We start from the raw sequence: 1617 nt of genomic DNA, 5'->3' as shown, positions 1-1617 counted from the left end.
AGCTATATAAACCCGCCCCCGTTTTTTGACAAAACCCCGCGAAACAAGCGATCGCGCAGTCGGAGTGCCACGTATCGCCCGCGTCGTCGGGCGACGTATCGCCGCAGATTCGGTTTGCCGGAATAAAGCGATCGCTTATTTGTTCTTGACAAATATCACTTTTTGTGGTAATCAGTCCCCCATGGGCAACTCATACAACAAAGGAACATCCCGCCTCACCCGGTCTAACTCAAAACCACCGATATCAGTTTCAGTTAACCGAGAGTCCAAAAAACCCATTAATTTAGAATAGGTTCTCAGGATAACTTGAGGTTTATGTTTACACCTTTTAAACTGTCTCTTCCACTCTTGATTAATCATAACAGTATATTCTTCAGCATCAGCACTCACATATTTACCAATAATATAAAGTATCGGATATTTACCATTCTTCGTGCGTTGCTTATACCCCTGCAAATAGTCCCTCTCCAAAACCTCATTAATAATATCAATAGTTATCGTCCCTTTTTTCAACTCCATCAAAATATGTTGAGGGCTTGGGGTTTTCAACACCAGGTCAATAAAACGCTGCTTTCCCCGACAATTCACCTCGAACTCCACATAAAAACGCCAGGGCAAATATTCGCAAGCCTTAGCCAGATAAAACGTCAAATCCTTTTGATAATCCTTCTCAAACCGAGGTCTTCTAGCCAACACCCGGCGACTGGTTTCATCAAAAAGGACACCCCCACTTTTCCACTTGTCGTCTGGCATACTCGTCTTGTTCCTTGCGTCTTTTGACCCAGGCTTGATAACTGCTGTAGGTTTCTCTGAACCACTCGTTGTATTGTCTGGCGGTGTAGTAGTGGTATTTGGAGTATTTGGGGTCTTCGGGGTAGTCGTCGTCAAATTCAGCCCCAAATCTAATTCTAATTGCTTCATAATTTTCGTACCCATTGGTCAGCTTAATAAACTTCTCATGACTCCCCGACTGCTTATCAGGATGCAGTTTAATTGCCATTTGTTTATATAACTTTCTCGCCGCCACTTGATTATCTGCGGCTAATACCCAAGTTCCCGTTTCCAGGTGCGCCCAAATCGTCCCCTTTTTCGGGTAGAAAACACAACGCCCCTTACTCATTCGTAAAAACAGGACATTTGCCCACACCTCAATCACTGCCACATGGGGGTATTTTTCTTGAATTACAGCTAATGCAGAGGAATAGTTCATATTAACCCAACAATCCCGGCTCCCATAATTATAATCAACTATCTAACCCGATCGCAACCACCTCCACTTCCCCACTCTACCCGACACTTATATCGGTTTCCCGGAATAAAGCATTCGGTTATCCGTACTTGACAAAATTACCCTACTCATAATCTATCCGTCAATTAACCATAATGGCGATCGCCTTGCCCCAACACCCTCCCACGCTTTCCCCTTCCCTCTCCCAGGCGATCGCTTTCCCCAACCACCCAGGGGTCACATATTCCTGTAGGGGCGGGTTCAACAGCCTATATTCTTCTTCACCAGCAGCTATATAAACCCGCCCCCGTTTTTTGAAAAAACCGGGTTTCTGGAAACAAGCGATCGCTTTTCCCAACCACCCAGGGGTCACATATTCCTGTAGGGGC

The 1617-nt window shown here is 45.3% G+C and carries 3 protein-coding genes; all 3 read right to left on the bottom strand.

Translation table 11 applies throughout. The features are described from left to right. Window positions 1-171: 171 nt before the first annotated feature. Entirely contained in the window at window positions 172-753 is a 582-nt protein-coding gene (locus P5683_RS24635) for a hypothetical protein (protein WP_315645100.1), read from the bottom strand. Further along, window positions 713-1210, bottom strand: coding sequence for a hypothetical protein (locus P5683_RS24630; RefSeq protein WP_046321520.1), 498 nt, complete (start codon window positions 1208-1210; stop codon window positions 713-715). Before P5683_RS24630 ends, P5683_RS24635 begins: the two co-directional genes overlap by 41 nt. 160 nt (window positions 1211-1370) lie before the next feature. Then, window positions 1371-1617 (bottom strand): hypothetical protein (locus P5683_RS24625; protein WP_315646014.1); only part of this gene is annotated, 247 nt, incomplete at its 5' end.

The sequence above is a fragment of the Limnospira sp. PMC 1279.21 genome (assembly GCF_032349615.1).
In the GTDB taxonomy this organism is placed as follows: domain Bacteria; phylum Cyanobacteriota; class Cyanobacteriia; order Cyanobacteriales; family Microcoleaceae; genus Limnospira; species Limnospira fusiformis.
The sequence above is the reverse complement of the archived record's forward strand: the minus strand, read 5'-3'. Positions and strand labels throughout refer to the sequence as shown.